20 protein-coding genes are annotated in these 25726 nt (G+C 57.6%); 9 read left to right on the plus strand and 11 right to left on the minus strand.

Annotated features, from left to right (window positions below; genetic code table 11):
• Nucleotides 1-86 precede the first annotated feature (86 nt).
• The 9 genes from ACR3EP_RS21015 to ACR3EP_RS21055 all read left to right on the plus strand — a co-directional run bounded on the left by ACR3EP_RS21015 (nucleotide 87) and on the right by ACR3EP_RS21055 (nucleotide 9997).
• Nucleotides 87-893 carry an IclR family transcriptional regulator gene (locus tag ACR3EP_RS21015; protein ID WP_480639315.1) on the plus strand — a complete coding sequence of 269 codons (807 nt, stop codon included), beginning with the start codon at nucleotides 87-89 and terminating at the stop codon, nucleotides 891-893.
• Entirely contained in the window at nucleotides 890-1948 is a 1059-nt protein-coding gene (locus ACR3EP_RS21020; RefSeq protein ID WP_170394982.1) for an ABC transporter ATP-binding protein, read from the plus strand. The genes ACR3EP_RS21015 and ACR3EP_RS21020 overlap by 4 nt, the downstream gene beginning before the upstream one ends.
• 160 nt (nucleotides 1949-2108) lie before the next feature.
• Nucleotides 2109-3068: a dihydrodipicolinate synthase family protein gene (locus ACR3EP_RS21025; protein WP_480639316.1), complete on the plus strand. Its 960-nt coding sequence runs from the start codon at nucleotides 2109-2111 to the stop codon at nucleotides 3066-3068.
• Nucleotides 3059-3991: a 4-hydroxyproline epimerase gene (locus ACR3EP_RS21030; RefSeq protein ID WP_480639317.1), complete on the plus strand. Its 933-nt coding sequence runs from the start codon at nucleotides 3059-3061 to the stop codon at nucleotides 3989-3991. Before ACR3EP_RS21025 ends, ACR3EP_RS21030 begins: the two co-directional genes overlap by 10 nt.
• Nucleotides 3988-5226 carry an NAD(P)/FAD-dependent oxidoreductase gene (locus ACR3EP_RS21035; protein ID WP_480639318.1) on the plus strand — a complete coding sequence of 413 codons (1239 nt, stop codon included), beginning with the start codon at nucleotides 3988-3990 and terminating at the stop codon, nucleotides 5224-5226. The genes ACR3EP_RS21030 and ACR3EP_RS21035 overlap by 4 nt, the downstream gene beginning before the upstream one ends.
• Before the next feature lie 9 nt (nucleotides 5227-5235).
• A complete protein-coding gene (locus ACR3EP_RS21040) occupies nucleotides 5236-6261 on the plus strand; it encodes a trans-3-hydroxy-L-proline dehydratase (protein ID WP_480639319.1) in 1026 nt (341 codons plus the stop codon).
• Between the two features lie 326 nt (nucleotides 6262-6587).
• Nucleotides 6588-6917 carry a tetratricopeptide repeat protein gene (locus ACR3EP_RS21045; RefSeq protein ID WP_480639359.1) on the plus strand — a complete coding sequence of 110 codons (330 nt, stop codon included), beginning with the start codon at nucleotides 6588-6590 and terminating at the stop codon, nucleotides 6915-6917.
• Nucleotides 6860-7276, plus strand: a complete 417-nt coding sequence (locus ACR3EP_RS21050) for a tetratricopeptide repeat protein (RefSeq protein WP_480639320.1) — start codon at nucleotides 6860-6862, stop codon at nucleotides 7274-7276. The genes ACR3EP_RS21045 and ACR3EP_RS21050 overlap by 58 nt, the downstream gene beginning before the upstream one ends.
• Before the next feature lie 507 nt (nucleotides 7277-7783).
• On the plus strand, nucleotides 7784-9997 hold the full coding sequence (locus ACR3EP_RS21055) for an NADP-dependent isocitrate dehydrogenase (RefSeq protein ID WP_480639321.1): 2214 nt from the start codon (nucleotides 7784-7786) through the stop codon (nucleotides 9995-9997).
• 284 nt (nucleotides 9998-10281) lie between these two features.
• Here the strand turns inward: ACR3EP_RS21055 and ACR3EP_RS21060 are convergent, their stop codons facing one another.
• The 11 genes from ACR3EP_RS21060 to ACR3EP_RS21110 form a co-directional block, all read right to left on the minus strand.
• On the minus strand, nucleotides 10282-11388 hold the full coding sequence (locus tag ACR3EP_RS21060) for a transporter substrate-binding domain-containing protein (RefSeq protein ID WP_170349894.1): 1107 nt from the start codon (nucleotides 11386-11388) through the stop codon (nucleotides 10282-10284).
• A 44-nt stretch (nucleotides 11389-11432) separates the two neighbouring features.
• The gene (locus tag ACR3EP_RS21065; protein ID WP_480639322.1) at nucleotides 11433-12695 is read right to left on the minus strand and encodes a substrate-binding periplasmic protein; all 1263 of its coding nucleotides are present in this window, start codon (nucleotides 12693-12695) and stop codon (nucleotides 11433-11435) included.
• A gap of 22 nt (nucleotides 12696-12717) precedes the next feature.
• Nucleotides 12718-13503, minus strand: coding sequence for a PP2C family protein-serine/threonine phosphatase (locus tag ACR3EP_RS21070; protein WP_170349892.1), 786 nt, complete (start codon nucleotides 13501-13503; stop codon nucleotides 12718-12720).
• Between the two features lie 3 nt (nucleotides 13504-13506).
• Nucleotides 13507-14538: an FHA domain-containing protein gene (locus ACR3EP_RS21075; RefSeq protein ID WP_480639323.1), complete on the minus strand. Its 1032-nt coding sequence runs from the start codon at nucleotides 14536-14538 to the stop codon at nucleotides 13507-13509.
• Between the two features lie 208 nt (nucleotides 14539-14746).
• Nucleotides 14747-16915, minus strand: coding sequence for a serine/threonine protein kinase (locus ACR3EP_RS21080; protein WP_480639324.1), 2169 nt, complete (start codon nucleotides 16913-16915; stop codon nucleotides 14747-14749).
• Between the two features lie 339 nt (nucleotides 16916-17254).
• Nucleotides 17255-18541 carry a dynamin family protein gene (locus ACR3EP_RS21085; protein WP_170505916.1) on the minus strand — a complete coding sequence of 429 codons (1287 nt, stop codon included), beginning with the start codon at nucleotides 18539-18541 and terminating at the stop codon, nucleotides 17255-17257.
• Nucleotides 18538-20580 (minus strand): dynamin family protein, encoded by a 2043-nt coding sequence (locus ACR3EP_RS21090; protein ID WP_170349888.1) that lies wholly within the window; start codon nucleotides 20578-20580, stop codon nucleotides 18538-18540. Before ACR3EP_RS21090 ends, ACR3EP_RS21085 begins: the two co-directional genes overlap by 4 nt.
• 67 nt (nucleotides 20581-20647) lie before the next feature.
• The gene (locus ACR3EP_RS21095) at nucleotides 20648-21520 is read right to left on the minus strand and encodes a hypothetical protein (RefSeq protein WP_480639325.1); all 873 of its coding nucleotides are present in this window, start codon (nucleotides 21518-21520) and stop codon (nucleotides 20648-20650) included.
• A gap of 24 nt (nucleotides 21521-21544) precedes the next feature.
• A complete protein-coding gene (locus ACR3EP_RS21100; protein ID WP_170349886.1) occupies nucleotides 21545-21946 on the minus strand; it encodes a hypothetical protein in 402 nt (133 codons plus the stop codon).
• Between the two features lie 22 nt (nucleotides 21947-21968).
• On the minus strand, nucleotides 21969-23708 hold the full coding sequence (locus ACR3EP_RS21105; protein ID WP_480639326.1) for a dynamin family protein: 1740 nt from the start codon (nucleotides 23706-23708) through the stop codon (nucleotides 21969-21971).
• 8 nt (nucleotides 23709-23716) lie between these two features.
• Nucleotides 23717-25726 (minus strand): dynamin family protein, encoded by a 2010-nt coding sequence (locus ACR3EP_RS21110; protein ID WP_170349884.1) that lies wholly within the window; start codon nucleotides 25724-25726, stop codon nucleotides 23717-23719.

The following is a 25726-nucleotide window of genomic DNA, read 5'->3' on the forward strand; positions in this document are numbered from 1 at the left end:
TATTGAAAACTACACATCGACTCGGTTAGTCTTGTCAAGACCCTCGTGAAGATGGCTATGGGTCAATAGGAGGAGAACAGACGCCCGTGGCAGGTGACGGAACAATAGGAAAAGCATGTGATGTGCTGGATCAGGTGGCGAATTTCGCGCGTCCAGTCCGATTTGCGGAACTGCTGGAGAGCAGCGATTTCCCCAAGGCAACGCTCTATCGGTTTCTGCAAACCCTGACCAATCAGGGCATGTTGTCATATGACCCTGATCGGCAAACCTATACGCCCGGTCTGCGGCTGGTGCGGCTGGCACATGCGGCTTGGACACAAAGCTCATTAGCGCCGATAGCGCGGCCGTTTCTGGATGCTTTGAGCGCGGAGACTGGGGAGACGGTGCATCTGGCGCAGCTGGATGCCAATCAGGTTCTGTACGTCGACAAGCGCAACGCCGCCCAACCGATTGAGATGTATTCGCAGGCGGGTAAGGTCGGCCCGGCCTATTGTACCGGTGTCGGTAAGGCGATGATGGCGTATTTGGATGAGGTTGCGCTGGAGCGCGCCGTTTCTCAGCAGAGCTTTCACCGGTTCACGGATAAAACCCTGACCTCTGAGGCGGCGCTGCGCGCTGACCTCGACCTGATCCGCAGTCGCGGCTATGCCATCGACGATGAAGAACACGAGCCGGGCATTATTTGCATCGCTTGTCCGATTCTGACGTCGGGCGGGCGGATGTTGGGGGCAATTTCGGTCACCGGATCGACCGAGCGGATGAATTTCGAACAATTGGAAACCTGGGTTCCCCGTGTTCGCCGAGTGGCCGAACAGATCGGAGCCGAAGCACAGGCCTGGCGGTTCCCTGAGACCCGCCAAAGCGCCGACAACAACAGGATGCAAGCGACATGACCGGAGTGACTCTGAACCAGGCGATCAAGCGATATGGCGAGACGCAGGTAATCCACGGTATTGATCTAGACATCGAAGATGGTGAGTTTTGTGTTTTCGTTGGCCCCTCTGGCTGCGGCAAATCCACTTTGCTGCGCATGATCGCGGGGCTTGAAGAGACGACCGAGGGTCAGATTAATATTGGTGCGCGAGACGTAACCCATATGGATCCGGCCAAGCGTGGCGTGGCGATGGTGTTTCAGACCTACGCTCTGTATCCGCATATGACTGTGGCCGAGAACATGGGCTTTGGTCTGCGTATGAACGGGGTCGCCAAATCCGAGATCGACCAAAAAGTTCAGCAGGCGTCGAATATCCTGAAGCTGGATCAGTACCTCAAGCGTAAGCCCAAGGCCCTGTCTGGCGGTCAGCGTCAGCGGGTTGCCATTGGCCGCGCCATTGTGCGGGGACCCGAGGTGTTTTTGTTCGACGAACCTCTGTCTAACCTCGACGCTGAATTGCGTGTCGAGATGCGGGTCGAAATCGCGCGGCTGCACAATGAGATCGGCGCAACGATGATCTATGTGACTCATGATCAGGTCGAGGCGATGACCATGGCCGACAAGATCGTGGTATTGCGGGACGGCCGGATTGAACAGGTCGGCGCGCCGATGGATTTGTATCGCGACCCGGACAACCGCTTTGTCGCGGGGTTCATCGGTTCGCCCGCGATGAATTTTCTGGAGTGTGATTTTGCGGACGGTAAAGTCTCGCATCCCGCCCTAAGCGCACCGTTGGAGGTGACGGCTAATGTGCCTGCGGGACTGAACAAGGTGACGCTGGGCATCCGTCCCGAACATATCGAAGTTGATCGTGCAGCCGAAACCTGCGCCGTTGATCTGACCGAAGCGCTTGGTGGGGTAAGTTATACCTATCTGTTGACCCCCAATGGCGACAAGCTGATCATTGAAGAGCGCGAAGACCAGCGCAGCAAGCAAGGGGAGCGTATCGGTATCACCGTGCGGTCAGATCGTGCAATGCTATTCGATCCTGAAACCGGGCAACGGTTCCGGTAATCGCAAAATCCTGAGTGAAGCAAAACGCACCGGTCTCTGTGATCTGGTGCGTTTTTTGTCAGTTGTAAATTTTCTGGATTTTGTATCCAATATCCGTTATGCCGAGTCAAAAGGGTGAATTCCGCCCGCCTCTACGTTGCCTATTGGAAGGAAAACTTCGATGTCGACCAATGTTTTCACCGGCACCATGCCTGCTCTTATGACCCCCTGTAAGGCTGATCGCACGCCTGATTTCGACGCGCTGGTGCGTAAGGGAAAGCAGATGATCGACGCGGGAATGTCAGCGGTGGTCTATTGCGGCTCGATGGGGGATTGGCCGTTGTTGACAGACGCACAACGGATGGAGGGTGTTGAACGGTTGATCGATGCAGGGTTGCCCGTGGTGGTCGGGACCGGGGCCATCAATACAAAATCTGCTGTGGCCCATGCGGCCCATGCGCAGAAGGTTGGGGCGGTCGGCCTAATGGTGATCCCGCGCGTGTTGTCGCGTGGCAGCTCTCCGGCAGCGCAAAAGAACCATTTCCAGGCGATCCTGACCGCCGCGCCGGATGTGCCCGCGATCATATACAACAGCCCGTATTACGGATTCGCTACGCGGGCAGACCTGTTTTTTGCCTTGCGCGACGAGCATCCAAACCTAATCGGATTCAAGGAATTCGGCGGCAAGGAAGATCTGCGTTATGCGGCCGAAAACATCACCAGTCAGGATGATCAGGTCACCCTGATGGTCGGCGTGGATACCGAGGTTTATCATGGCTTTGTCAATTGCGGCGCGACGGGCTCGATCACCGGGATAGGCACCGCCTTGCCGCGTGAGGCATTGTTGCTGGCCGGGTTGTCCAAAAAGGCGGCCCAAGGCCATGCCGAGGCCCGCCAGCGCGCGCGAGAGCTGACCGAGGCGATCCATGTGCTGTCCAGCTTTGACGAAGGCCCGGACCTGGTGCTGTATTACAAGCATCTTCTGGTGCTGAACGGGGAACAGGAATACCGTCTGCACTTCAATGAAACGGACGAGTTGACGGATGCGCAGCGCAACTATTGCGAACAGCAATATGACCTATTCCGCACATGGTTCGCCGACTGGTCCAAACAGGGCGGAGTAATCGCTGAATGCATGTGATCGACAGCCACACCGGGGGCGAACCCACACGGGTTATCCTAAGTGGCGCACCCGATTTGGGTTCCGGCCCGTTGGGCGAACGCGCCCACCGGCTGGCGACAGACCATGAGGAGTTCTATCGCTCGATCATGTTAGAGCCGCGCGGCCAGCCTGCCATGGTTGGCGCGCTGCTGGTCGAGCCGGTTGATCCGACCTGTGTGACTGGCGTGATCTATTTTGACGTGGATGCCGTGCTGGGCATGTGCGGTCACGGAACCATCGGGCTAACCGTCACGTTGGCCCATCTGGGGCGGATCGGTGTTGGACAACATCGCATTGAAACGCCTGCTGGGATCGTAACGGTCGACCTGCACGACGCCAACACTGTCACCGTCACGAATATCGAAAGCCGCCGGGTGCATCGCGGGGTGACGCTGGATGTGCCGGGTTATGGCGCGGTGACCGGCGATGTGGCTTATGGCGGCAACTGGTTCTTTATCGTTGATCCCAGCCCTATACCGGTGGAAACTGAAAATATCCCTCAGCTGACCGATATGACAGTTGCGATCCGAAAGGCCTCGATTGCGCAAGGGATTGGCGGAGAGCAGGGTGAACCGATCGACCATGTGATCTTTCAGGGCGCCTCGGATGATCCGACGGTCCATGGTCGCAACTTTGTGCTGTGCCCGGACGACAATTATGACCGGTCCCCCTGTGGCACCGGCAGTTCCGCGCGTCTGGCCTGTCTGGCCGCTGATGGGGTGCTGAAACCTGGCGAAGAGATTGTGCAACACAGCGTCATCGGCAGCGCCTATCACCTTTCATATCAGCCCGGCACGAATGGTGGTGTCATCCCGTCGATAACCGGGCGGGCCCATATTATGGCCGAGGCGACGCTAATCTTTGGGGACAATGACCCCTTCAAGGCGGGCATCAACCTATGACCTCGCGGGTCGTCGTGATCGGCGCTGGCGTGATCGGCATCACAACCGCGCTTGAGTTGCAGCGCCGGGGCCATCGCGTTCTGGTTCTGGATCGTGAGGGTGTTGCAGCACAGGCCTCGGCCGGGAACGCAGGCGCGTTTGCCTTTTCCGAGGTCGAACCTCTGGCAAAGCCAGGGATTATGCACAAGGCACCTAAATGGCTTCTGGACCCGCTGGGGCCGCTGTCCGTACCACCTGCTTATGCACTGAAAATCGCGCCGTGGATGTACCGGTTTTGGCGGGCCAGCCGACCGGGACGGTATCAAGACCACCTGCGCGCGCAGGCGCGTCTGATGGACTTGTCCCGCGCGGCTTTGGACCGTTTGGTCACTTCGGTGAATGGCGAAGCGATGATGCGGCGTGACGGACAAATGCAGCTGTACGAAAGCGAGGCCGAGTTCCGCGCCAGCCTGCCCGAGTGGGAGCTGCGGCGCCAACATGGGATCGATTTCGAACTGCTGGACAGTCGCGAGGCACTTGCCGAAAAACAACCCGGCCTGAGCCCCCGTTTTACCCATGCGGGGTTCACGCCGAACTGGATGAACACTGTCGACCCAAAGAAATGGGTTGCGCATCTGGCCCAGACCTTTCGCGATCGCGGAGGGCAGATTGAAATTCATGACACGCGCGGGCTGACTGCTGATGAAGGCGGCGTTCGGATCGCTCTGTCAGACGGTGAGAAAAAGGCAGCCAAGGTGGTTCTGTGTGCCGGCGCATGGTCGCATCACCTTGCGCGGACACTGGGCGACGCGATTCCGCTTGAGACTGAACGTGGCTACAACACTACCCTTCCTGCCGGTGCGTTTGACCTGCGCATGCATCTGACATTTGCGGGTCACGGATTCGTCGCCACACGAATCAATGGCGGCGTTCGGATCGGCGGAGCGGTTGAATTGGGTGGGCTGACCCTTCCGCCGAATTACAAACGAGCGGACGCGTTGCTGAAAAAAGCGGTGCAATTCCTGCCTGGATTGAACACCGATGGGGGATCGCAGTGGATGGGGTTCCGCCCATCCCTGCCAGACAGTCTGCCGGTGATCGGAGCGTCGCCGAACGCGCCGGACGTCATTTATGCCTTTGGCCACGGTCATCTGGGTCTGACGCAATCGGCAGGAACGGCTGATTTAGTCGGAGCTTTGATTGACGGGCAACCTTCTCAGATATCCCTAACCCCTTTTTCCGCCACCCGGTTCTAAGGACAAGACATGCGCAGCATCAAAACCATCCACGTGATTTCGGCCCATGCAGAAGGTGAGGTGGGGGATGTCATCGTCGGCGGGGTCCAGCCACCGCCCGGAGAAACCCTGTGGGATCAGCGCGCGTTCATCGCCCAGGATCAGACTCTGCGCAATTTCGTATTGAACGAACCCCGCGGCGGCGTGTTTCGCCATGTCAATCTGTTAGTGCCACCCAAAAACCCCGAGGCGGACGTTGCCTTTATCATCATGGAGCCCGAAGACACGCCGCCCATGTCGGGATCGAACTCGATCTGCGTGTCGACGGTGCTGCTGGATGGCGGGATCATCCCGATGCAGGAACCGGAAACCGACATAACGCTTGAGGCGCCGGGCGGATTGGTCCGGGTCCGCGCAGAATGCCGGGACGGCAAAGCCCAGCGTATTCACGTGCAGAACTTGCCAAGTTTCGCCGACAAGATCGCAGTGCCATTGGAGGTTCCGGGCGTTGGCACGTTGACCGTGGACACGGCCTACGGCGGCGACAGCTTTGTGGTGGTCGACGCCGCCGCGCTTGGGATCGAGATTGTTGAAAATGAGGCTCGAGATATTGCGCGCATGGGTGTGGCGATCACGAATGCCGCTAATGAACAGCTTGGCTTTACCCATCCTGAGAATCCGGACTGGAACCACATCTCATTCTGCGCCTTTTGCGGCCCGCTTGAGACCACCGAGACTGGCCTGACCGGCAAGTCCGCAGTTGCCATCCAACCGGGCAAAGTTGACCGGTCACCCACCGGTACCGCAGTCTCGGCGCGTATGGCATTGATGGCGGCCAAAGGACAGATGACGGTCGGCCAGACATTCGAGGCGGTGTCGATCATCGGCTCTCGCTTTACCGGTCGGATTGTCGCCGAAACCCGCGTCGGCGACCGCCCGGCCATCACCCCCGAGATCAGCGGCCGTGGTTGGATCACCGGCATCCACCAGCACATGCTGGACCCAAGTGACCCCTGTCCCGGGGGGTACCGGTTGAGTGACACGTGGGGCGTGTGATTGATCGCCAAGGTTGCGCGTGTGGTTTTTATGGATCACTTACAGCAGGTTGACGGTAAAGGCATCTTGAGAATGGGCCGGGGATAACCACCTAAAGGTGAGTATCTCTGACCCAAAGGAGCCTAGATGCGTATACGCCTTGCTGCCCTGATCGTTGTGATTACGGCATTGCTGCTGTCGAGTAATTCACCGTCCAAACTTGACGCGGTACACGCAGAGCTGACTGCAGCATGTCTGGGTAATAAAGGCAGCACGTCCCATATAACCGGCGCGTGTACTACGTTGATGGACGTTGAGGGCTCACTCCGGCGTATCAAAGCACGCTACTGGGGGCACGTGGTTGGGCCTTCTACTGCGATCGCCAATATGAGAACGCCATTGCGGATTATAATCAGGCTCTGGCTTTACGATCCAAAAATGCGACTGCGTTTCTGAGACGCGCTATGGCTTTGGACGCTCTGGGAAACAGCGAAGCGGCTGTAGCCGACTACGCAAAAACACTGTTGATAGATCCAAACAACACGAATGCGTTGCTTGGAAAGTCGGAAATTGATGAAAACAAGGAAGATTTGCTGAAGCTGTTTTGGGATATGAGCGGGTGCTTGATATTAAGCCTGATAGCCGAAAAAGCGGTTATGCAATTGCCTATTTGCTAAATCAAGAAGACGGAAAAGATGCGGTCAAGACGTTCTTGGATCAGGCGTCAATGCGTTGGCCAGAACAGATTTGGGCCTACGAACTGCTTGTGGAATACCACCTAAGCTACACCAGTGATTACCTTGGCGCGTTGGCAGCTGTGTCAGAAATTGATCGGTTGACGTCCGACATTGGGACAGTGCTGCTGCTACAGGCCCGCGTGCACCTTGAGATTGGTGATGAAAAGAAGGGGATAGAATACGTTCAGAAGCTTGCTGCATATCAGCATGAAGATGATGACACAATGAAAGGCATTTTCATAAAACGGTGGTTCTACAATGCCGTCGGATGGTTTTGTGGAGAAATAAAGAAGAAATGATGCTCCGAGGCTATCTCTACGCGGTTATGGGACGACCGGACTTGGCGGTGTCAGAGCTAGAAAATGCTCTGCCATCGTTTGGATACAAAGGACGAAAAGCGATATTGGATTCCTTCGGCAAGCAAGGAATATCAGTTCCACGCCAAGCGTATGACGGGTCACCTGAGCATCTTAATAAAGCGATTTCTGACTACGTTTTACATGCGGGCAGATTGATCGAGCCCCTAAAGTTTCGCTCCGTAAGCACAGCGCCGCATGATTTGGTAAAAGTTAAGTAAGGCTAAGCTAAACGGCTGAATGTTTAAGCAACCTCGGGATTTCTCAACCCCGTGTCAATTTGCGCCCCCACTAGACGATTGATCCCAAGGCAAACCTGATTTAAGGGAGACCCTGTCAAATCAGAGTCACCATTGGGGCGCTAGGAATCCCGCGCCCCGTATCAAGCCACGCAGATGTGGCAAACTCTTGGATCGCACGCCCCGAAAGGTTGAAAAAAGGTAAAAGAATATGGCAGAAAAATCGAACTTCGATATATTGTATACCATTGTAGACGAAGCGCCTGAGCTGGCCAGCGCGTCCTTCCTGCCCATCATTCGCAAATTCGCCGGCGCCGCGGGTGTCAGTGTTGGAACCAAGGATATCTCGCTGGCAGGACGTATTCTTTCGACCTTCCCCGAAAACCTGACCGACGAACAGCGTATCACCGACGATCTGGCCGCGCTGGGTGAACTGGTGAAAACGCCCGAGGCCAACGTGATCAAACTGCCGAACATCTCGGCCTCGGTCCCGCAGCTGGTTGCTGCCATCGAAGAACTGCAATCGCAGGGCTATGATATCCCGAACTACCCCGAAGAGCCTTCGACCGAAGAGGAAAAGGCGATCCGCGCGCGGTATGACGCGATCAAGGGTTCGGCCGTGAACCCGGTTCTGCGCGAAGGCAACAGCGACCGTCGCGCCGCGAAGGCCGTCAAGAATTATGCCCAGAAAAACCCGCACTCAATGGGGGAATGGGCCGCTGACAGCAAGACCAAAGTGTCGTCGATGTCCGGCAATGACTTCTATGCCAACGAAAAATCGGCCACCATCACCGCGGCACAAGCGGGCGATGCAAAGATCGAATTCGTCGGCAAAGATGGCAGCGTGACTGTCCTGAAAGGCGGCTGGCCGCTGGACGAAGGCACCGTGGCGGACGCCACCTTTATGTCGGTCAAAGCACTGTCTGCCTTCCTGACCGAAGCCATTGAGGACACCAAGAAAGACGGCACCATGTTCTCGCTTCATATGAAGGCGACCATGATGAAAGTGTCGGATCCGATCATCTTTGGCTATGCCGTCAAAGCCTGGTTGGCGCCGGTGTTCGAAAAATATGGCGCTGAGCTGGATGCGTTGGGTGTGAACCCGAATTCGGGTCTGGGTGATCTGCTGGACCGCGTCAAAGGCGACGCCGAGATCGTGGCCGCCATTGACGCCCTGAAAGCTGATCGTCCGTCCATGTACATGGTCGACAGCGACAAGGGCATTACCAACCTACACGTACCGTCGGATGTGATCATCGACGCCTCGATGCCCGCAGTGATCCGCGCTGGCGGCAAGGGTTGGGATGAGACTGGCGCCAAGGGCGACACCAACTGTGTGATCCCTGACCGCTGCTATGCCGGTGTTTATGATGAGGCGATCAACTTCTTCAAAGCCAATGGCGCGCTGAACCCGGCCACAGCCGGTGCTGTCGCCAACGTTGGCCTGATGGCGCAAAAAGCCGAAGAATACGGCTCGCATCCGACCACGTTCGAAGCGCCTGCTGATGGCGTGATCCGCATCGTGCTGGCTAACGGTGACGTCCTGCTGTCACATGAGGTTGAGGCTGGCGATATCTGGCGCGCTTGCACCGTCAAGAAAGCTCCGATCGAAAACTGGATTCAGCTGGCATTGGACCGCCAGCGTCTGACAGGTTCCGAGGCGATCTTCTGGCTGGACGCAAACCGCGCCCACGATGCAGAGCTGATCAAATACGTCAAACCGGCGCTTGAGGCTGCTGGCTTGGCGGATAAGTTCCTGATCATGGCGCCGCGCGAAGCGACACAGCAAAGCTTGCAAACGATCACCGCTGGCAAGGATTCGATCGCCATCACCGGCAATGTGTTGCGGGATTACCTGACCGACTTGTTCCCGATCTTGGAACTGGGCACCTCGGCCAAGATGCTGTCCATCGTCAAGCTGATGAATGGCGGTGGCCTGTTTGAAACCGGTGCTGGTGGCTCGGCTCCGAAACACGTGCAGCAGCTGGTTGAGGAAAACCACCTGCGTTGGGACTCGATGGGTGAGTTCTGCGCGTTGGGTGAATCGCTGAACTTCCTGGCCGACAGCAAAGGCAACGCTAAGGCAGGTGTTCTGGGTGCCGCGGCCGAGGCGGCGACGCAGGGTATTCTGGACAACAACAAGTCGCCCAGCCGTAAAGTTGGCCAGCCCGACAACCGCGACAGCCACTATTGGTTTGCGCGCTATTGGGCCGAGGCACTGGCGGCGCAGTCCGACGATGCAGACCTTGCGGCCGAATTTGCGCCAATCGCAAAAGAGTTGGCCGATAAGGAAGGTCAGATCCTGGGCGAGCTGGCCGCTGCGCAAGGTGCACCCGCCGATCTTGGTGGCTACTATCACACCGACCCGGCCAAGGCCGCTGCTGTGATGCGCCCCAGCGCAACATTGAATGCGATCATCGGCTGATCGCCGGAAGTCACGCCTTTAGGCGTGGCTTTTTCGCTGAAAAATAGAGATCAAAATAGAAAAAAGGGCCGACCCCCAAAAGTCGGCCCTTTTTTGAGTGAGTGGGGAGGCTGCGCCTCTCCGGTATAGTTGATTTCAGAATATCACTCTGAGCTATTCCGGGTATTAGGGGATTCCCGTAGGCTCCGCATTTGAACCCCAAGAATTTGACCGAATAGCGGTACCAGAAACCAAAAAAGGCCGGTCCTAAGACCGGCCCCAAGGGTTTCAGGTGAACTAAAAGATCAGTTCGACGCTGCGTTCAGCTTTTCGTTCTGCTCACGCAGGGTATCCGAGATGATCGCGTACCACTCGCCGGACTCACGCATCTCAATCAGGCCTTTGTTCATCATCGCAATGTATTCGCGTGCGAACGGGTTGGTGCGGTGCGCGAGGAAGCTCATCGAGGACAAGGTGGATACATACGGGTTTTCAACGATGTCAGCCGAGGTCAAGCCCATGTCATTCATTGTCGATGCGAACAGATCCACTTCGAATGCCGCCACATCTGCGGTGCCGGTCAATACGGCATCCAGACACTCACGGGCTGTATTGGGCTGGACCACGGTTGTGTTGTTGTGGTTCAAGCCTTGCTCTTCAAGCACCACCATGCTCCAGCCTGCCATGCGGCAGATGGTCGAGCCTTCAAGGTCCTTGAAAGAAGTCGCACTTGCATAGTCGCTTTCCGGCAGTGTGAAGAAGCCACCCACGATGTCATAGACAGGAACTGATGCGACAAACTGCGTGCAGCGGGCTTCGGTAGCCTCAGACCACTCATACGAGCGGTTAGTGCAGTCCGGGACGGTCCATGCGATCGAAATGTCAAACGCCCCTAGCGGCAACAGGGTGTCCAGGTGCGAGCTCCAGTCATCAACAAAGCTGACAGAGTATTCGCGCTGGTTGCCCGCACGCTGAAGGCTGGTTGTTGCCAGACGGGTCATAATACCGCCACCGTTCAGGGTTTCAGTTGTAAATGGCTCCCATCCGTTGCCCGCGACCATCTTGATCGGCGGCGCATAGACATTCGAACGCTTGACGCTTGCCGCACGCTGTTCCTCGGCCGCAATAACTTCCTGAGCGGATTGACCGTTCGGCAGGCTGCCGTCTTCACAAGGCAGCGCAAGAACCAGACCAGGGGCCAGATCGTTCGGGTTGGTGATCAGGTTGCGGTTCGCGTTGAAGATCGGCTGATAGTTCGACGTGCCATAGGCTGCGATGGCGATGGTGGCCATCGTGTCGCCATCCGCGACGGTATAGTTGGTGCAGGCTTCCTGTGCTGCGGCGGCTCCGGCGCTCAGGGCGGTGACGGCTGTTGCCGACAGCGCGACTTTCTTCAGGTTGAATTCAAACATGTCCACTTCCTCCAGACTTTTTAGTTGTCAGGCCGGTTGAGGCCTTAGCCATTTTCCATTTGATGACGCAGAGCGGTCGAAACGATGTCACGCCATTCGCCAGATTGCTGCATGATTGCCAGACCCTGGTTGAGCGTCTCAAGGATCGCTTCCCCATCCGGATTATCTTTGTGGGTCATGACGTTAAGCGACTTGATCGCCGCCAGGTTGGGGTTTTCGAGAATGCGATGCTCATAGCCCAGGCGGCTGATTGCACCGACGGCCAAGTGAGCTTCGATCGCGACGATGTCGGCGGTGCCTTCCATAACCGCGTGAAAGCAATCATCTGGTGACACCGGGCGCATCAGCGTGATCGCCGGTTCATAAAGACCCACTGCATCCATATGCGACAGTGACCAACCCTCGGGGCGGCAGATCGTGGTGCCTGCAAAATCGGCATAGGTCAGCGTCTGTTCATAGCCCGAGCCTTCGCGGGCAAAGAAGGTGTCCACAACCTCATAGAACGGGTTCGAGAAATTGTAAGTCTCGCACCGCGCGCGGTCATTTTCCGAGAGGGCTTCGGCCGTTTCGCAATTGGGGCGCGACCAGGGGAAGGTGCCGTCAAAGGCCAGTGTCGGCATCAGCAGGTCCAGATGCGAGGACCAGTCGTTGACGAACTGGATCTTGTAGGCTTGCTCGGGCGCGGCCCGAAGCATCGCAGTTTCCACCAGATTTGTATAAAGGCCGCGATGGGGCAGGGCCTCATCTGTGAACGGCGCATAGTTGCCGCCGGTGATCAGCAGCAACTGGCGATCCCGAATACCGGGGCGGATCCCGCCATCCGCGTCGCGGATCAGTGCGGCACCCTCGGCGCGGGCGGCTTCGATTTCTTCGCGGGCCGCGGCTTTGGCTGCAACCACTGCGTCCTCGCTGGTCTTTTTGGCTTCGGCCTCGGCTTCTGCTACGCGGGCTTCGGCCTCGGCTATTGCTTTAGCTGCCCGCTTTTCGGCTGCTGCGACCAGTTCGGCCGCCATCTCGGCTGCCATGGCTTCTGCTTCCGTTTGCGGAACTTCCCGCGCACGCCCGATATCTTCCAGACAGGGCAGGGTCAGTACGTCGCCCACGCGGATGATGTTCGGGTTGTTGCCGATCACGTCGCGGTTGGCGTCAAAGATGATACGAAAATCCTCGGTCGAATAAACATTGATCGTCAATTCGCGCAGGCTGTCGCCTGATTGGATTTCGTAGGTTGAGCACGCCTCTTGCGCCGAGGCGGCTCCGGCCGCGGCAGCAAGTGCCAGGCTGGATATGAACAGATGGGTTTTCATGGGTCCTGTATCTTTGCCTTGGTTAGTTTCTTGTTAATTTCACAACACCGATCGAGGCATTGTCCTGATCGGGGTCAAACTTGGCGTGAAGCGCCTGCAACAACGCTTCGGCGATGTCCTGCGCCCATGCATGCGCGTTGGCCTGCACAATGGTCTGAATTTCCGCGTCGCTGAGGAACTGCAGCCCGTCACTGCCCAGGATCAACACATCTGCTGCAGTCAGGTGCAGCGGCTCTTCCGGGCAATCGACCTTGGGGATTTCGGCCCCCATGACCACTGATGTCAGTTGGTTGCGATCCGGGTGAACCTGCGCTTCAGCCTCTGTCAGAGTGCCTTGGGCCACCTGCGCGTCAATGACCGGAGCCATGGAGTGATCTTCGTTGATCTGGCGCAGCACCCCGTCGCGGAACAGGTACAACGGGCTGTCGCCGATCGAAATCCAGAACACGCGCTGTTCCAGCAACAGCACCCCCAAAAGGGTAGACCCCATGTTGAGGCCCTCGCCGTTTTCCTCGCAGCGCGCGGCAATTGCGGCATTGGCTTGCATGGCAGCCAAGGGCAACGCGTCGATTATCGCGCTTTCGGTCGGGGTATTGCACTCAAGCTCAGCGTCCAGGGCCTCGCGCCAGGCGGCAATCACAAGATCCGAGGCGACTTCGCCTGCCGCATGACCACCCATGCCGTCGGCGACGACAACATAGCTGGCATTGGCCGCATCGAACATGCGCGCCGCGATCGCGTCTTCCTGCGAGTCGCGCTGACCCTGTTCCAGGATCAGAGCAATGTCATATGCCGGTTGCGCCAGCATCTATTATGCATCCCGCCAGTCAAAGCCGTCATCGCAAAAGGCGGCAAATCGAACTGAGGTTTCGCTGATCCGGATCAGGTCGCCACTGGACAGCGCAACGGTACTCAGCACCGGTTTGCCGTTCAGACGGACCAGGTTGGCTTTGCCGCCGTGACCCAGATAGCATTTGCGGTCTTCGGGATCATAGGCGATCACCGCATGATTGCTGCGTGAAATACCGGTGTCGCCAAAGTCCAGTTGAATAGCCTGGTCGTCGTTGCGACCAATCTGCATCAGCCCCTCAGTCAGGGTGATGCAGGATCCACGACCCGGTCCGGCGGTTACGACCAGCCAACCCACAGGGAAGGTTTCCTGCGCAGTCTCGGTCTTGGCTACCGGTTCTGCGCTTTCGATCATCTCCTGAACGTGCGTGTCGGCGCGTTCAAAACCAAGGAACGTGGTTTTGACGCGGCCACGGCGGTCCTCGGAGGCGGGCGCTTGAACCGGCTGAGGCGGTTCCGGTGCAATTTCTGGTTCAGGTGCGATTTCAGCGACTGGTTCGGGTTGCGCAGGTTCAACCGGCTCGGGCTGAGCGGTCTCAAGTGTTTCAACAACAACCTCAAGAATGGCCTCTTCCAGCGGCTCCTCGGCCTGTGCGGTTTCTTCCGCCTCGATCTCTTCGTCGGTGGCGATGTGCAGGGTTACAACCGGCTCTTCTGGTTCGGGCTGGGTTTCGGGTGTTTCGAAGATGTTATCCTCGGCCTCTTCGACCACTTCGGTCACCACGACGTCATCCGAGGCATCTTCTTCCGGCTCGTCGGAAAACTCGGGCATGTCCTTTTCGGGGATCAGTTCGTCAGCTTCTTCGTAGGATTCCGACGACATGTTGCCACCGGCCAGCGCGTTACGCAGTGCGTTGAAATCCGCAATTGGCTGGGGCTTTTCCGCCTCGGGCTCTGCGGCTTCTTCCGCGACCACTTCTACTTCGGTTTCTGCTTCTTTAGGTTTGCCGGCACCTTCGAGAAGCCGGCTGAGAGGGCTTTTATATTTGAACATGGTGTCGACACCTTTGCTTTTTGACACAGGGTTTTCGTCCTGCGGGGCTGCTACTCGCCTCTGCGCGCATCGGCACAACGGCACTTACAATTTGGAAACCAAACCAACTTTTATCTGCCGCGACGGGCCGGTCCCCGTCAGGGTGGCGGATTTCCAGGCACCACCCTTCGTTTTCACTTTGCGGCAGATCACTTTCGAACCGGTCAGATTACTCCTGCGCTAGCTGCATCACGGCCTCAGCTTCGGCCCCGTTGCGCAGCACGGTCAGTCGGGCCTGCGTGAGATTGTCCGAAACCAGAGCTTCCAGCAGGGCATCCAGGCTTTCTTCTTCGTTCAGGATGGTCCCGGTTTGCGCTTCCGAGATTAGAACGTCACCAGTCCGAAGGCTTCCCGCCGTGTCGGTAGGGGTGCTTGTTACAGTCGCCTTCCAGCCCTGACCGCCTTCATTGCGGACGGTAAAGCCAATGCCGTTTTCCAAACCGATCACACGGATGGCAGGCAGGGCCAGCAAGCCGTTCTGGGCCAAGGTCTTGCCCAGCGGACGATAACGCGCGGTCACACGGATATACCCGTCAGGATCAACGGACAGATCATCCAGAACATGCGCGGCGAAGCTTGCGTTCTCGCGAATGGGTTTGCCATTCAGCGTATAGATCGCAGCGCCGCGCGTGACCCAATCGCCGATCACCGACATGTCTTGTGCCGGGTCAACACCGGTAACGGCGATGATGCTGCCGGTGGATACACGACGTCGTGAGAACTGGAACGGAATCTCGACATCCCAATGCGAGAAGGCAACTTGCGTTTCCGCAGGGGTTCCCGACGAAACCGCTGCGGGTGAAGGTTCGGCTGTCTGGGCTTGGGCCTCTTGTGTGTCAGCCGAGGGGGCCTGTGTCTGCTCGACAGGCTCTGGCGTCGGTTCTGCCATAACAGGCGCCGGATCAACTGGTTCCGGCGTAGGTTCGGTGTTGGCCGCCTGCTCGACAGGGGCTTCGGTATCAGCAGTCTGCTCGACAGGTGCTGCCGTTTCAGTTTCGACCTGGGTTGTTGCTGGGGTGGTGGTCTCGGTCGTTGCGGGTTCGGCCACAACCGCAATGTCCTGTGCGGGTTCTGGTTTTTCGCTGGTCATCAGGAAGTATCCGCCCGCCGCCAGACCGGCCACAACAACGGCAATGCCCGCAACCAGTTTTCCGCTGCCGCCTGATCCACTTTTTACCACAGTGTCAACGGCGACGGCCGTGTCTTCCTTGGACGTGAACTTGGCCAGTTCATCGTCGTTTTTATCTTCGTTGCCCAGAGCCAGATCTGCGTTGCCAGCCAGCAGTGCGGTGACCACCGCCTCGGCGTTTTCGCTTTCGGCCTTGATCCGGGCTTTTTCAACCTCATCATCCTTGCGGTCCATCGCAACGATGACGGAAACTGGACGGTAGTCGAACGTATCGAACATCACGCCCGGACCGCGGAACATGCGCAACCAATCCAACGCGCTTTGCAGGCGGTCAGTGACGTGAACCTCCATCGCCTTGTCGATCGCTTCAAGGAACCCATCCGGGTAGCCTTTGAACTGTCCAGCCAACGGAGAGTACGGGTCGTCCTGGTCATTGTTGAATGCGTTCAGGCGGGTCTGACCATCAATTGGACGTTCTCCGCTGATGGCGTGATACAGCGTGGCGGCCAGCACATAGAGATCACTGCTGGGGCCTTGATCGGCGCCACGCACATAGAATTCGTGGGGGGAATAACCGTCCTTGATAACCCGCAGGGTCAACAGAGCCGCGGATTGCTGTGCCGCTTGCTCGCGCGCGGCGCCAAAGTCGATCAGCACCGGATCGCCGTTCTCGTTGATCAGGATATTGTCGGGTGAGATATCCCGGTGCAGCATGCCGCTTTGGTGGATGAAGGACACCGCAGACAACATCCTTTCGGTCACCTGTACGATGAAATCCGGCCCGGCCTTGTTGTCGGAGTTCTCAACGTAATCCAACAGATCGCATCCCTTGATGAAATCCATCGCGATATAGGCGGTGTTGTTGTCTTCAAAGACCTGGTGGACGTCTACGATATTGGGATGCACCAGACGCGCGTGGTTGCGTGCCTCTTGAATGAACAAATCAATGATGGCGCGCAGATCGTCCTTGTGGTCAGGATCGGCGGGTTCGACTATGTCGCCATTGCGACGGCACAAGGCACCCGGAAAGCACTCTTTGATCACCACGTCACGCTCTAGGCTGTCGCGGGCCAAATAGGTGATCCCAAAGCCGCCATTGCTTAGGAAACGCAGGATTTCATACTGACCGCGCAGTAGTTTTGCGCCGGGTTGAAGTCCTTCAATTTTCGGTTCGTCGTGCGATGCACCGACCGCCTGGTTGTGGCTCATTTCTTTCCGCCCGTTCTGATCGTTTTGCGGTTTATTTAACTGGGCTAAATCGCCCTCGAACTCACAACCAAACACAACCGCAGGACACTTAAGACGGTTAGACGTTTCAAATTTGACTTTATTGGGGCCGCCTCATGGCTTCACTATGGACCGTTTTCGGATCAATACTACATATTGTATTCTTGGGAGGTGGTGTCTCTAAATGTTGAAAATCAGCCTGCACAAAATGCAAGCTGATCGACTGTTTGTCTCCGCTTGGTCAACGGAGTCAGAAAGTTTTAGGTGCGATTCTAGGGCATTCGAATCGCTGTATCGCGACTCAATTTTAACGAGAAGTTATCAGGTTCCGGTTTTTGGCTGCGCCGAATCCACTCGGCTGCCTGCCCAGGCAAGGTTATCGCTGAGCTGTGCCAGAATGCTGATCGCGTCCTTCAAGGGGGCGTCACCGCTTTCAAATTGCAACAACAACAACAGGTCGGTGGCCTTTTCGAACTCGCCCGGGATCCAGTCGGCCGTGGGGTCGATTTCGCCCCCTTGCTCTAACCGTTCGGCGAAATCTTCGACGATTTCCTGGCACGAATGCAAAAAGGCCGACGGTTCGATATCCGACGATTCACGCAGGTCTTCGTAGATGCTGGCAATTGCGGCCAGCCAGTCCTCGAGGATCGGGTTTTCAAGCGGCGGCAGTGCGGATTCCAGCGTGGCATGCATCGAGGCAGTGTCGGCTGGTTGCGGCTCGGCCTCTGGCAGGTCCAGCGTTTCCAGAAAGGGCAGAAAGTCCTGTTTCAGGTCTGCCTGTGCGGCTTCAAGGTCAGCCAGACGGCGGGCGGATGCGATCTCTAAAACCTGTTCGGCCAGATTTTGGCCACCACAAGTTTCCCACAGGGTAAAATCGGGCTCGGGCTCCTGCGCCATGGCGCGGACGGCAACCGGCGTGCCAATAGGCACGACCGAGCGGAACAAATCGCCCTTTTCCTTGTTGAGCCGCGACAGAACCCGATCCAGTGCTTCGCTGACATGCGGCAGATCGGTGTGGGTGACGGCCAGCAGACTATTGGCGCGCAGCTCTTGCGGGACTTGTACCCACAGATGCCGTTCGGTTTCACGCCAGGCATTGGTCCCGTTGGTACACCAGATCGCACAATCGACAAATTTCAGCAGATCGAGCGTCTCTTTGTAATTGTCGTCCAGCGCGCCGGTTCCCGGCAGATCGAACAAAGAGATTTCCTGCAGGGCAGGGGTGTTCAGCCCAACCGAAATGAAATCGGGTTCATCCGCGGCTGCTTTTTCCAGCGCGATGCCGGAATAAATCTTGGGTTCACGATCCCACCAGCCCACGGTGGTTTCCGGAGTTTCAGAATAGGCGACGATAACCAGTGGCAATTTCAGGTGTTGTGGCCCGGTGGGCAGGATATCGGCCCCGGCCAACATGTTGGCAAGGCTGGACTTTCCAGCCCCGAATTCCCCGGCAAAACCGATGTTGACCGCGTTGGACAGCCGTTCGGCATGGGCCAGCGCTCTATCGCGCATATCGCCCAGTGCCTCATCGGCTGTCAGGTTTTCGGTCACGGTCAGAAAGCGTTCAAGTTGTCTTACTTCCTGTTCGGTTCCGGGAAATTCGATCATTCCGCCGCCTCTGCTAGTAATTTGTCTACGTCATCCGCGCCGAATACGGCGCTTAGTTCTGCCACGATGCGCTGTGCCTGATCAAAGGCCATTTGAGCCTCGGTGCGCTCATTGGTTTCGCCGCTTCCAATGCGATGTTCAAGATGCCCGGCCAGCAAGGCCAGATAGTGATCCAGAACGGTGTTCAGGCGCTCCAACAAATCGCTGCGGGCGGTGTCCACCAGATCGTCTCCGATCATCTCGAATTCCTGAACGATCATGCGTTCGGCGCGGGCGACAACGCTTTTGCGTGAAATCAGACGTGACAGCCAGCTGACCCGCAACTCAACCGTAATGCCGCGGGTCAGAGCTGTGGTATCCGGGCGGAACCAGCGTACGGCACTGGTATTCATGCGGTTGTCGCTTGGGTCTTGCCAGCCGGGCAGGGCGCGCAAGGCGGCATTGCTTTGCATATCAATCGAGTACAATTCGCTCAGCATTCGCTGCCGCACCACCTGCGTGGCCCCTTGAACCAACTCGCGCATTCGGTCGCGCAGCGGAGTGAAGTTCAGTTCGGTATCCCCACCCTTAGCAAGCAGGGGTGAGTCGCCATTCGGTCCCCGAACCACAGCCGAGACAGACTCGGCCACGGTATCGTCCATGACCCCGCGCAGATTGGCCAGAACATCGTCCATGTCATTGACGATTTCCGAGGTTTTTTGCGTTACCAGTGTGCGCAGATCGGCGAGCGTCTTACTATTCTCGTCACCGCTGTCGGGGGCAGGGCTGATTTCCTCTTCGATGACACGCAGATGGGCCTTGCTGCGCTCTAGCTCGCCTTGGGCAAAACTGTTGAGGTGCTGCCAAGCCATCCGCAGCTGTTCATTGCGCGGTCCCTCGGTCAGCGCACTGGTCACGTGACGGCGCAGGTCTGGCAAGCCCGAAGCGATCATGGCGGCAAACCGCAAGACGCCTTCGCGGCTGATCGGGCCCGAGCCGCGTTTGATTTCTTCGACCCCGTCCAGATATTGCTTCATTTGTTCCGGATGCGCGCGCAGCCAGGCCAGGACCTCATCATGGTTGATACCTGTTTCGTCCCCGGTCAGCGCATAGTGCGCCCATTGGGCGCTGCCCATCAGCACATCGATATCCGAATTGCCAAGTGCTTTTTCCAGACCGTCCATCACATCGGCCCGGACCTTGCCCGCATCTTCGGCTCCACCGCCCAATTCGTCGACGCGGTTGATGAAGACTACGATCTGACCCAGTTCCAGCGCCTGCATCAGGCGGAACAGTTTCAGATCGGCGCGCGACAGGGCCTGATGCGCAGACAGAACCACAACAAAGAAGTCGGATTCCTTGAGGTATTGGCGCGAGATCTCCTCGCGGATCAAAAGCGGGTCGTTGACGCCCGGCGTGTCCGTCACCGTCAGCGGGAACGGGAAGTGGCCGATGTCGAAATAGACCTCGGCCTTGCGGGTGATGTCGCTGTAGAGACCACGATCTGATCCAGGGTCGTGCTCACCCTCTTCGGTTGGATCATCCCCGGCACAGACATAGCGCGCCAGATCGTCCGAATTCAGGTCATCCAGATCGTGATGCTGGCCCAGCAGGTGCTTATAGCTTTCGCCCAGACGCAGCTTGGCGCGGGTTTTCATCGCCTCGACCTGCTCTTCGATCATTTCGCGCTTATAGCTGTCCTCGTCATCGGGGAACATGTTGCGCAGCTCTTCGCCTTCGGCGATCAGCGCTTGCCACTGGCGGTTGTCGAAAAAGTGGAATTCGGCCCCTGCGGTGCGTCCCGATGGGTGGCCGAAATGCATATCGGTAATCACCGTCGTCCACGGGTTCACATCCGACGGCAGGTATTCGGCCTGCCCGGTGAAGCCGTTGATCAAACGGGATTTGCCGGCCTTGATCTGCCCGACAAAGGCAATCGAAGGTTTCAGATTCGTCAGGTCGCTGACAATTCGCGAAATGAACTGGCGGGTCTCTTCATTAGAGGTGCCGTTCATGTCATCGGCAATACGGATTAACTCGCGACGGTTGTTCTCACTCATAAACTTTACCCTGGTAACTTGTAATCACGGATAGAATTAGTCGAAAAATTGAATGTTATGGCCGAAATCATCCGTCCGGCCTCTTTAGATTGGTCCACAGATTGACGACGGCACCCAGCTTGCGCGCCTCGTGTACGGCCATTGCCAGGTTTTTACCATCGTTCAGGATTGCCAGCCCGGCGTCTTTGCCACCCGAAGGGCGCATGACAATCAATTGCGGATGGTCCATGACGGCGGCGCTGTCGCCATTCCAACCAGCAAGATCGCGGGCAAAGCGGGCCAGCAGGTCAGAATCGGGGTGTAATGATCCATTTTCTTGGCAATCACCTGCCATTTGCAGTGCTGCCCCGTCGGCCCCGGCTGCCAGAACACGCCCCTGTGCAAACCGCTCGGACCCGTCATAGAAACGCTGGGCAAGAGTGTCGTTTTCTTCGCTTTCCAGAGCTTCATCGGCGGATGCTATTTCGTCAAGATCGGCATCCGCAACAATGGAAATAACAGGCTCTGTCGGCACTTCTATGTTTTCACAGGCGGTTTCGATCTCGCTGTAGGTTATGCCAACGTCATCCGCCTCAAGCGCCGTGTCTGGTTGCAGGGAAACAAGCTCAAGCGGAGCAGGAGCGCAGGCGATGTCCGTGACCAGTTTCGCCAGCTTGACGGCCAGATCCTCACGCGATTCCGTTTCGAAATCCGGGGCAATACCGGATTGCACGCGAAACACATCCGTCACCCGAGAGCTGTTGACCTCAATCGCCAGGCAATCGCCGTTTGCGGCGGTGAATTCCAACCGACGTGGCAGGATGGTGCCGCGAATGGTACGCAAAACCTTTTCGCGCCGCGCCTGGGCTGTTTCGCCTGGTACGGTCACCGCCGGATTCAGGCGGGCGACAGATGCGCGACCGATATCGTCGAGCAGATCAAGTATGTCCGTGTCCATCATGCCGTGACCCCCCTCTGGTCCGGTCTAAACTGCAGCCGCTACCGGCCCCAGGCTGAGATGCGATTTGGTCAACGCCAACCCGACATTGGCGCTGTTGTGACAGATGTAGCAGACCACGTGATCGGGATATTCCCGGGTCCGCAGAAAGATGTGCAGCCGATCGTTCGAAAACACCGCGATTTCCCCAAATCCCGGACTATCCGACTCTTCTGCTGTGGCCGAGCGCAACAATTCCTCAAAGGCTTTGACGCCGCGACCCTGAAACAGGTTAGCCACGGCAATGGCCAAAGTGTCCAGAACGTCCGCGCTGTCTGTGTCCAAGGTGTTGGTCGCCAGCAACATCCCCGTTTCCATATCGACATACCCGGCTGCAATGCAGTCGGGTATGGTGTCCATCGCGGTGTTCAATGCGGCTTCGATTGTCATCGCTTGCTACCTGCGCTTCGGGTCACAACACATGGAATTCCGCCCCGCCGTTTTTCGAAGCGTTCGGAACCGTATGCATAGAATCCTTGGCCTGACGTGCGTAATGTTCGGCTGCGATCTGGTCAAATTCCTTGAGGAACGCGTCGAACACATTTTTCATGCCTTCAGCGTCGTCCGGCAAATCCTCATCCGCAGTGATGTCGCGCCACATGGATGCCGCGCTCAGCGGTTTTCCTGCCGGTACGTTCAGCAAATCTTCCAGTTTTTCGCCGTTTTTTGCGGCCGGGGTTGCCTCGTCAGGGGCGGCACCGTTGGACAGCGGCACAACTTGCATGTCCACAAGACCACTGGATTCGGGCTCGGGTTCATACTCATCATCTGCGCCTTTCGCCTGTTCCGCCAGCAAAGCCGTAATTGATGACACCGAGACATCGGCGCGACGGTCTTCCGGTGCTTGTTCGGCGCTCTCACCCTGCTCGGACGTGTCTGCCAACTCGTTTTCGGGCGAGGAAAGGATCGGGTCCGAAGCGGCCAGTTCTTCGGCAGGGCTGTCCACTTCGGGGTCAGACAACAGGTTGATATCGTCATCTTCGTCCAATTCGTCATCATCCAGCAGATCGAACGAGTCTTCCTCGTCGAAACCCCGCACGTGTTCGGACAGGTTCAGGCCGGTATCCGGTGTGTCGCGGAAAAAGGCGCGCAGCTCGTCCTCTTGGGCGTCCTGGACGGGTTCAGCATCCTGCTTTTCCGCCACCATTTCGGCGCGCAGGCGCTCGGCCTCGGCCGCATCGATGCGTTCTTCCCGGTCGGTATCCTCGGCGCGGCGCTCGACACGCGTTGGACGAATTGGGAAGTTGGTGACCACTTCGTCTGCGCCACCCGCCTCGGATTCGGATACGGGGTCGACCAATTTCAACGGCGCCGGTTCGTCGGCCTGTTCTTCCTTTCGCTTGGGGCGATTTGGCTGAACACGAAGGCCGCCTGACAGGCTGTTGTCGATCTGGTAGCGCGCCAGCATATCGGCGCGGTTGTCCATGATCTGTTCGGTAATTTCGAGGAAGCTGTCGACCATCTTGCCGCCACCGCTGCGGGCCCACAGCTCGGCGTCACCGCTTTTGTCCCGCGCCGTGATCGCGTCACGAGCCGAAAACAGGATCGATCTGTTAAACAGATGACCGGCTTCGCGGTTCACGCGGCGCAGCACTTTTTGGCGATCTTTCTGGCCCAACACATCTGCTCGGGTCACCAGCAGCAGCGAGTTATGCTGCAAACGTTCGGGCAAAGACACCCATGTCGCCCGCTCGGTCTCGCGCCAGGCTTGGGTGGCATGAGTACACCACAGCACGCCATTGGCTTGCCCGACCGCGCGACGCCAGACATCGCTGGAAATTTTCGGGTCGGAAATGCCGGGGGTGTCGATCAGGTCCACCGCTTCCAGAATGTCGGATTCAAGGAAAATGCGAACGAACTGAACGTCGTTGACCCCTACGGTATCAAGCTGGTCCAGCGTAATGTTCTCGCGGCTACCATCGTGGCGCTGCACATAGGCCGAACCTTTTCCCCAACTGAACCAGACGGGGGGCAGTTGCGTGGCCGTGACCTGCGTTGGCAGCGCGTGCGAGCGCAGCAAAAAGTTCATCAGCGTCGATTTTCCGGCACTGAACTCTCCCATCAGCGCAAAGATCGGTTTGCGCCGGGACCACTGCTCGATGCGTTCCCATGCCTTAGGAGAGACGAAGCGGGTTTGTGTGTCTTTTGCCATATCGCTACTTATGCTGCCTCGTTACTAAGATCTTTCAGGATGTCACCCAGGATATCGTCGCGCGATTTCTTGGGTGCTATACCGGCCATAAGCGCGGCCTGGCTTGGGTCTTGCTCGGCTGAGGCCGAGATGTTCAACAGGGTCTCGGCCTGCTCGCGCAGGAAGTCAGACAACCCGGCCCGGACATTTTCCAGAACCGCAGCGATCTGATTTTCCTCAAGGTCCTTGGTGATCGAGTTCGCCTCGGATGCGATCAGGCGCGTATAATCGGCAGCGTATGCTTCGAACCCTTTGCGTCGTTGCCACCAGCGACGCCACCATGTGCTTTGCAGGTCCAGCGCAATTGTGCGCCCGATGCCCAGTGGCGGAGGTACGCGTGGGACGATTGGGGCTTCGATGCTGAATTCACCCAGATGGTTGCCCAAAAGCTTCTGATACAGCGCTTCGACATCCGCCGCGGCGGTACTGTAAAGCGCGCCTGCCTCTTTGCGCATCGCGCGGGCAAAGCTGAAATAGGCCGCTTTCTGCAATGTGCGCAGACCCGCCGGGTCATATTGCCAAGTGCCTTCCTCGCCATTCTGTTCGAGATGCGAAATCAAAGAGTCCGTTGCGCGTTTGACAAAGTTCGCCTCGGCCGATTTCAGACGTTCCAGCACTTTGTCGCGCAAGGCGGTCGTCAGTTCCGCAGCCTTCTTATCGTATTCCTCAGCAACCTTGGCGATTGCCTCTTCGGGGGACACACCATCCAGATCCCGCACGACCCCTTGGCCGTCGGACAGGTTCTTGGCCACAGCCGTCGCCCGAATCTGGCTGGCGATATTGCGGGCGCGATGCCGGACGCGATCCAACAGGCGAGTACCCGCTCCGTCAGCGATCCGTTCATTCATCGCCAGTAGCAGATCGGGAAGACCCGACAATGCCCAGATTTTATCCAGCGACGGGGCCTGATCACCAAACCCTGCTGCCAAATAGAAGGTATTCAGAGCTTGCCGCGACTCTTCTGTCAGAATGTCGGGATTGCCGGTCAGGGCGGCTTCGGCCCAAAGGGCACTGCCGAACACAACGCTTGTGCTCGTGTCGATATTATTCTGTTTCAGCGTGTCCTGAATGCGGTCGCGGATTTCCGGCACTTGATTGACCGGATCTGACAGTTCGTCGATGCGGTTCACAAACAGGATGATCTGGCGGTTTTCAAACTGTGCGATGATCCGCATCAGCGCCATGTCCATGGTGGTCAGCGCCTGGCTGGCGGCCAGAACAACAACGCAAACCTCGGACCCGCGCAGGCTGCGCAGCGTAATCTGTTCGCGCACCATAAACGTATCGTTCACGCCGGGTGTATCGCAGAGTTTCAGCGAAATCGGATACTGCGGAATGTCCATAAACAGTTCCGCAGATTTGGTGACGTCGGCAAAACGCCCGGTCTTGGGGTTGATATCCGGGTCTTCGTCATCGCCCAGACAGACATAGCGCTGGATCAGTTCGTCGTCGAAATAGTCATACTGGTGGCTTTGTCCCAGGATCAGGTCAAAATGCTGGCCCAGGCGGGATTCGGATTTGGCCTTCATCTCGCCGATCTGGCGGCGAATATCTTCCATCTCATCATCGGCCCCGGCGCGATTGGCCAGTTCTCCCAATCGGCCACCGCCGACCATCAGGTTGTCCCACTCTTCTTGTTCGAAGAAGGTGAACTTGGCTTTTTTGTCGCCTTCTGTGCGAGTGTTGATGTTCAGCGTGGTTACCACCGAGGTCCACGGGTTCACATCCGACGGCAGCAGGGCGGGGCGCCCGGCCAGAATGTTCACGATCGAGGATTTGCCAGCCTTGACCTGCCCAACCAGTGTCACACTGGCCGTAAAATTCTCCATCTTCGTCTTGAGCGTTGCTAACCGCGCCGAGGATCGCGCATCTGCTACCTCTGTCAATTGGTCGATCTGCGTAGACAGGGCAGTCATGGCCGAAGTCATCGGCGTCAGCGCCTCATTTCCAACGGACAGAAGATGGTCGTTTCGGGCCAT

This window comes from Ruegeria sp. BB10 (assembly GCF_056535725.1).